Below are 6,911 nucleotides of genomic sequence, written 5' to 3'. Positions count from 1 at the left end.
CCGCCGTGGAACTCGCCTTCCATGCGTGCGGTGAGGTCGCCGGCGGCGATGGACTGCAGCAACGCCGACAGCTTGCCCAGGTTGTTGTCGCTGACCTCCATCATCGCGTTGAGGTCCTGCACCATCAGCCGGAAGTCGTGCTGGAAATGCGCGGCATCGCCGCGGGCGCTGAAGTCGCCGGCCGCCGCCGCGGCGGCCAGACGCTTGATCTCGGTGTTGATCGCCAGCAGGCTGGCCTTGGCCGCATCCATCGACTCGTGCAGGACCGCGCGGCTGCCGGGCAGGCGCCGGGCGTCGCGGCGCAGGTCGCCGTTGGCGTATTCGTTGAGCACGCCGATGGCGTCGACGATGGCGTCCAGGTGCTCGAACATCATGGTGTTGATGCCCTTGCTCAGCTCGCCGTACACGCCCGGGAAGTCCTGCGGCATGCGGTGGGACATGTCCTTGTCGGCATGCAGTTCGATCATCAACGCGGTTTCGCTGGAGAAGCGCTGCAACTGGGTCTGCATGCGGCCCATCGCGACCAGCAGGCGGCCGGGTTCGTCGCGCGCATCGGTGGCCACGTCGTTGTCCAGGCGTCCATCGGCAATGGCTTCGGCGGCGCGGGTGGCCTGGTTCAGCGGTCCGGTCAGGCTGCGGGTGATGGTCCAGGCCAGCAGGCCACTGACGATCAGCACGGCCAGGCCGCCGCCGAGCAGCATGTTGCGGCCATCGGTCATCGCCTCGGTGGCCGTGGCATAGGCCTGCTTCATCTGCGCGTCCTGGATATCGGCGTTTTCCCGAATCTTGGCCTGCCAGGCGGCGGTGGCCGGTCGCGCCTTTTCGTTCAATAGGGCTTGCGCTTCGTCGTTGCGATTGGCCGCGCCGAGCGCAATCACCTGATCGTTGAGCTTGCCAGCGACCGCCCGTTGCGCATCGATCTCCGCGCGCAGCGTGCGGATGCGCTCGCTGGTGTCCTGGAACGCATCGAGTTGCCTGCGCATCTCCATGTAGTGCGCGCGATGCTGCTTGATTTCCGCCAGTGCTTCCCGGTTGAGCTGGTCGCTGCTCACCATTGCCAAGGTGCCGAGGGCGACCAGGATGTTGGCGTTGTCGTCGAGCATGCCGTTGCTGATGCGGATCTTCTCGACGTTGATCTTGACGATATGGTCCAGCTCGTTCCGCGCCCGCGACATGGACAGCAGGCCGGCCGCGACCAGCAGGCAGGACAGCAGGATCAATAGGCCGAACGCGCCGCCGAGGCGGCGGCCCACGTTGTAGCGTTGCAAGAGCGACGTCATGTTGGAACCCCCTGAAAATGGACGAGTCACGGCGTGGTCGGTACCAGGGAAAACCGGTCGTAATGCTGGTTTCATCTGTGATGAAGTGCGTAAAACAGGCGAGAGGCATGCGGAAACATGCGTTCAAGCCACGCCAACACGGCACACGATGCGTTTTCCCCGCTGCTGCAGCACGGCTTCAGCGACCGGCAGCTCCTCCGATCGCTCCCCTGGAGCGCCGGTTCCACCTCCCCAGGTGTGACCGGCACGCACATGTAGACAAAAACTGTGCGCTCAATGGGCTATCGGCAATCACGGCGGGTTCTTTAGGGCCGCGTTGCGGTGTTTGCAGCTTGGATGGCGGGCATCTGCGTGCAGCGCGCGTCGCCCTGTCTCAGGCGGCCATGTACGCAGAGACGCGGATCTGCAGCGCGCACCGCAAACAAAAAGCCCCGGCATCGCTGCCGGGGCTCGTGTGTGGCGTGGTGCGGGGGGGGCGGGGCGGTCAGGCCGCCTGCTGCACCCGCAGCGAGCGGACCAGGCCACCGATGTCCACGATCAGGGCGACGCGGCCGTCGCCGAGGATGGTGGCACCGGAGATGCCGCTGATGCGCCTGTAATTGTTCTCGATGTTCTTGACCACCACCTGCTGCTGGCCGATCAGTTCGTCCACTTCCAGCGCCAGCTTCTGCCCGTCGGCCTCGACCACCACCACCAGCGGTTCTTCGCTCTGCTCGATGCGGCCGAAGCCGTAGGAGTCGCTGAGCGAGAGGATCGGCAGGTATTCGCCACGGACCCGCAGCACGCGGCCTTCGCCGGCCATGGTGCGGATGTCGTCGGCCTTGGGCTGCAGCGCCTCGATGACGTAGGCCAGCGGCAGGATCAGGGTTTCGCCCGACACCGCCACGGTCATGCCGTCGAGGATCGCCAAGGTCAGCGGCAGGCGGATCAGCACGCGGGTGCCGCGGCCGGATTCGCTTTCCAGCTGCACTTCGCCGCCCAGGCCCTGGATGTTGCGGCGGACCACGTCCATGCCGACGCCACGGCCGGACAGGTCGGTGACCGCGTCGGCGGTGGAGAAGCCCGGGGCGAAGATCAGGTCCCAGACCTGCGCATCGCTCGGGTTGTCCGGCACCGCGATGCCGCGTTCGGCGGCCTTGGCCAGGATGCGGTTGCGGTTGAGGCCGGCGCCGTCGTCGCTGACTTCGATGACGATGTGGCCGCCCTGGTGCGAGGCCGCCAGGGTGATGGTGCCGGTCTCGTCCTTGCCGGCGGCGCGGCGCGCCTCCGGCAGTTCCAGGCCGTGGTCGATCGAGTTGCGCACCAGGTGCACCAGCGGATCGGCGATCTTCTCGATCAGGCCCTTGTCCAGCTCGGTGCCCTCGCCGATCGTGCGCAGGCGCACCTGCTTGCCGAGACGGGTGGAGAGGTCGCGGACCAGGCGCGGGAAGCGGCGGAACACCGCGTCCACCGGCAGCATGCGCACGCCGATCACCGCTTCCTGCAGGTCGCGGGTGTTGCGTTCGAGCAGGTCCAGGCCGGCGAACAGGCGCTCGGCCACGGCCTGGTCCAGGCCGGTGGAGACCTGCTTGAGCATGGCCTGGGTGATGACCAGTTCGCCGACCAGGTTGATCAGCGCGTCGACCTTGTCGACGCTGACGCGGATCGAGCTTTCCGCTTCGTGCGCGGCGGCGGCGTTGCCGGCCGGCGCATTCGCGGCCACGGCAGCGGCCGGGGCGGCGGTGGCGGCGGTCGGCGGCGCGGTCAGCACCGGCGCCGGCGCGGTGGCCAGGCTCGGCGGCGGCACCGGGCGGATTTCCAGCTCGCAGTCGTCGATGACCCAGGCGAAGGTGTCTTCGATCGCGCTGCGCGGGATCTTGCCGACCAGGCCCAGGTCCCAGGCCAGGTAGGCCTCGAGCGGATCGAGTTCGGCGAAGCCGGGCAGGCGCGTGCTGCGGCAGGCGACCTGCAGCGGACCGAGGTGTTCGAGTTCGCGGATGATGCGCAGCGGGTCGTTGCCGCTCATGAACAGCGACGGCGCCGGAGTGAAGCCGATCTGCCAGGCTTCCGGCTCGGCCGGCTGGTTCGCCGCCGGGGTGGCGACGGTGGGCGCGGCCGGGCCGCCGTTCAACGCGTGCTGCAGGCGCTCGTGCACGGCCTTGACCGCGGCCGGATCGGCCGGGACGCCGTGTTCGGCTTCGCGCAGCAGGGCGCGCAGCACGTCCACCGAGCCGAGGATGGCGTCGATCGCGTGCGCTTCTACTTCGCGCTTGCCGGCGCGCAGTTCGTCGAGCAGCGTCTCCAGCACGTGGGTGAGGCCGGCCATCGCCTCGAAACCGAAGGTGGCGGCGCCGCCCTTGATCGAGTGCGCGGCGCGGAACACCGAGTTGATGGTCTCGGGGTCGCGATTGCCTTCTTCCAGCGACAGCAATCCGGCTTCCATCGCGTCCAGCCCTTCGCGGCTTTCCTCGAAGAAGGTGGCGTGGAAACGTTGCAGGTCCATGCTCATGGGGCGGGAATCCGGAAAAGGAGGGGAGGGATCAGCCCAGGACTTTCTGGACGGTGGCGATCAGCTGTTCGGGATTGAACGGCTTGACCAGCCAGCCGGTCGCACCGGCCGCCTTGCCCTCGGACTTTTTCTCCGCCGCCGACTCGGTGGTCAGCATCAGCATCGGGGTGAACTTGTAGTCCGGCAGCTGCCGCAGTTCGCGGATCAGGGTGATGCCGTCCATGTTCGGCATGTTGACGTCGGTGACCACCGCGTTGAAGCGCTGGCCCTTGGCGCGGCCCAGCGCGACCGCGCCGTCTTCGGCTTCTTCGACGGCAAAGCCGGCCGAGGTGAGGGCGAAGGAGACCATCTGGCGCATCGACGCCGAATCGTCCACTACCAAGATACGTGCGCTCATGCCGCGTTCTCCACAGATTTCAGATTGTCAGGGGTTGCAGGAAGGCCCAGCGATTCGCTGACCCCTAGCAGGCGTGCCGCGTCGCGAAAGGTGGCGTTGCAGGCCTCGAATTCGGTGCGCTTGCCGTTCTTGCGACGGGCATCGACGAATGCGCACAGCACCTGTACGGATGCGGTATGGATGCGGCGGACTTCGCCGGCGTCCAGCCGCAGCACGTCGTCCGACGCAAGGAACGCGGTCAGGCGTTGTTTCAGGTCGGCGCTGGTCTCGATACCGAGATCTTCGCCAAGTGGGACTGTGCTCATCATTGCTCCGCACCAATGGTTCTATGGCAGATAACGGCCGTGGCCTGAAAAGCTTTAGCGGCGCTTGGAAAGTGCGGCACCGTTCCCAGTTGCCGCCCGCCGGCCCGGGTCAGTGCAGCAGTTGCTCGGCGTCGAGCAGGATCATCGGCTGCTGCGCCAGCCGCGCCACGCCGCGGAACAGATGGTTGGAAATGCGGCAGATGCGGGCGTTGTCCGGCGGCTCGATCTGCTGGTCGCTGAGGCTGGCCACGTCTTCCACCGCGGACACGCGCAGGCCCAGGGTCTCGCCGTTCTCTTCCAGCACCACCACCCGGGTCTGCATGTCCATCTCGATCGGCGCTGCGCCCAGGTGCACGCCGAGGTCGAGCACCGGCACCACCTGGCCGCGCAGATTCATGATGCCGAGCATGGCCGGCGGCGTGCCGCGCAGCGCCAGCAGCGGCACCGGCAGCACCACTTCCTGCACCTTCAGCAGTTCCAGGGCGTAGGCCTGCTCGCCGCAGCGCAGGCGCAGCCAGCGGGTGCGGCGCTCGGCCAGGCGTTCGGGGGCGATGGCCGAGCCATGCGGCACGCTTGGCGCCATGAAGGCCTGCAGGTTCGGCGGCAGCTTCGCGCCGGCGGCCTGGGCGCGGCTGGCTTCGGCGCGGCGTTCAGGCGGCACCGCCATCGGCGGACGCTTGACCGCGCGCGCGGCGGCGGCATCGTCTTCGGCGGCCAGATCGCGCGGCACGGCGGCACGCTGCCGCTCCATCGCCGCGACCGCGTCCAGGTCGGCCTGGCGCTCGGCCTGCTGGGCCGGCGTCAGCGCGGCGGGCGCCGGCGCTGCTTGCGACATGATGCCGGCCAGGGCCGGATCGGAGTCGGCTTCGGCCAGGACCGCGGCAGCGATCTGCTCGGGGGTCGGGCCGGCCGGGGCAGGCGCCAGCGCCTGCTGCGACATGATGCCGGCCAGGGCCGGATCGGAATCGGCTTCGGCCAGGACCGCGGCGGCGATTTCTTCGGGCGTCGGACCGGCGGGCGCGGGCGCGAGCGCCTGCTGCGACATGATGCCGGCCAGGGCCGGATCGGAGTCGGCTTCGGCCAGGACCGCGGCGGCGATCTGTTCGGGCGTCGGACCGGCCGGCGCGGGCGCCAGCGCCTGCTGCGACATGATGCCGGCCAGGGCCGGATCGGAGTCGGCTTCAGCCAGGACCGCGGCGGCGATCTGTTCGGGCGTCGGACCGGCCGGCGCGGGCGCGAGCGCCTGCTGCGACATGATGCCGGCCAGGGCCGGATCGGCATCGGCTTCGGCCAGGACCGCGGCGGCGATCTGTTCGGGGGTCGGGCCGGCCGGTGCGGGCGCGAGCGCCTGCTGCGACATGATGCCGGCCAGGGCCGGATCGGAGTCGGCTTCGGCCAGGACCGCGGCAGCGATCTGCTCCGGGGTCGGTCCGGCCGCGGCCGGGGCGGGCGCCGTCGTCGCGGCGTCCGCTTGCACGTCGGCGACCGCGACCGGCGCTGGGCTCGGCGGCACGGCCTTCTGTTCCTCGGCGATCACGTCGTGGAGCAGGCCTTCCAGATAATCGTCGATGACCCCGGGGGTGCTCATGCGGCTTGCTCCATCGGCGTGGCGTCGCTGGCGATCAGCCATTCCAGCGCGCGGCGGTAGGCGGCCAGGCCGCGACCCGGGTAGTCGCCCGGCACGCCGGCCACCGTCAGCGCCTTGACGTTGCAGATCTTGGTGTCGACCGGGATGGCGTCTTCCCACACCCGCTCGCCGTAGCTGTCCTGCATCTGCCGCAAGGTCTCGTTGCCGGCGCGGGTGCGCTTGTCGAACAGGGTCGGCAGGATCGACGCGGGCAGCGGCCGGCGCCGCGAGCGCTCGACCATGTCCACGGTGCGGACCATGCTGGCCAGGCCGTGCAGGGCCAGCGGCTCGGCCTGGGTCGGGATGATCACGCGGTCGGCCGCCGCCAGCGCGTTGATCATCAGCAGGCCCAGGGTCGGCGGGCAGTCGAGCAGGATGTAGTCGTGCTGGCCGGCGTGGCGGGCCATGGCCTGCTGCAGCGCCAGGCCCAGGCCGGGCTGGTTGGCGCTGCGCCGTTCCAGCGTGGCCAGCGCGGTCTGCCCGCAGACGAAGCTCAGACGCTCGACCGCGGTGTCGCGGGCCAGCGCGGCGAGTTCGCCCGGCGGGGTCGCGAACAGGTCGAGCACGCCCGGCGGCTGCGGTTCCTGCGGCACGTCGAAGGCCCGGGTCAGCGAGGCGTGCGGATCGAGATCGAGCATCAGCACGCGGTGCCCGAGCATGGCCAGCCCACGGCCCAGGGCCAGCGTGGTGGTGGTCTTGCCCACGCCACCTTTCTGGTTGGCGATCGCCCAGATGCGCATCAGTTGACTCCTTCAATGGCAGGTACTGCGCGGGGGCCGCCGGCGTTGCCGGGGGCCCCCGCGCAGTACCTGCC

The 6,911-nt window shown here is 69.5% G+C and carries 6 protein-coding genes; all 6 read right to left on the bottom strand.

Annotation, left to right across the window (positions count from 1 at the left end; translation table 11 throughout):
- A partial coding sequence (locus CEK65_RS11715; protein ID WP_152181836.1) for an MCP four helix bundle domain-containing protein occupies positions 1–1,280 on the bottom strand: 1,280 nt, incomplete at its 3' end.
- 484 nt (positions 1,281–1,764) lie between these two features.
- Entirely contained in the window at positions 1,765–3,768 is a 2,004-nt protein-coding gene (locus tag CEK65_RS11710) for a chemotaxis protein CheA (RefSeq protein ID WP_148827701.1), read from the bottom strand.
- Positions 3,769–3,799: 31 nt separating this feature from the next.
- Entirely contained in the window at positions 3,800–4,165 is a 366-nt protein-coding gene (locus CEK65_RS11705) for a response regulator (protein ID WP_010341778.1), read from the bottom strand.
- A complete protein-coding gene (locus tag CEK65_RS11700; protein ID WP_152181835.1) occupies positions 4,162–4,470 on the bottom strand; it encodes an STAS domain-containing protein in 309 nt (102 codons plus the stop codon). Before CEK65_RS11700 ends, CEK65_RS11705 begins: the two co-directional genes overlap by 4 nt.
- 109 nt (positions 4,471–4,579) lie before the next feature.
- Positions 4,580–5,830, bottom strand: a complete 1,251-nt coding sequence (locus CEK65_RS11695) for a chemotaxis protein CheW (protein WP_226980559.1) — start codon at positions 5,828–5,830, stop codon at positions 4,580–4,582.
- Between the two features lie 224 nt (positions 5,831–6,054).
- Complete coding sequence (locus CEK65_RS11690; protein ID WP_017910758.1) at positions 6,055–6,837, bottom strand: ParA family protein; 783 nt, start codon at positions 6,835–6,837, stop codon at positions 6,055–6,057.
- Positions 6,838–6,911: the final 74 nt, after the last annotated feature.

It is taken from the genome of Xanthomonas sp. LMG 12459 (assembly GCF_009192905.1).
GTDB classification, from domain to species: domain Bacteria; phylum Pseudomonadota; class Gammaproteobacteria; order Xanthomonadales; family Xanthomonadaceae; genus Xanthomonas_A; species Xanthomonas_A sontii.
This window is presented reverse-complemented; position numbering and strand designations above follow the sequence as displayed.

What these genes read in the sequence shown, in the direction of transcription:
- CEK65_RS11690 (WP_017910758.1), bottom strand. Translation starts at nt 6,837, where the DNA reads ATGCGCATCTGGGCGATCGCCAACCAGAAAGGTGGCGTGGGCAAGACC.
- CEK65_RS11710 (WP_148827701.1), bottom strand. Translation starts at nt 3,768, where the DNA reads ATGAGCATGGACCTGCAACGTTTCCACGCCACCTTCTTCGAGGAAAGC.
- CEK65_RS11700 (WP_152181835.1), bottom strand. Translation starts at nt 4,470, where the DNA reads ATGAGCACAGTCCCACTTGGCGAAGATCTCGGTATCGAGACCAGCGCC.
- CEK65_RS11705 (WP_010341778.1), bottom strand. Translation starts at nt 4,165, where the DNA reads ATGAGCGCACGTATCTTGGTAGTGGACGATTCGGCGTCGATGCGCCAG.
- CEK65_RS11695 (WP_226980559.1), bottom strand. Translation starts at nt 5,830, where the DNA reads ATGTCGCAGCAGGCGCTCGCGCCCGCACCGGCCGGCCCGACCCCCGAA.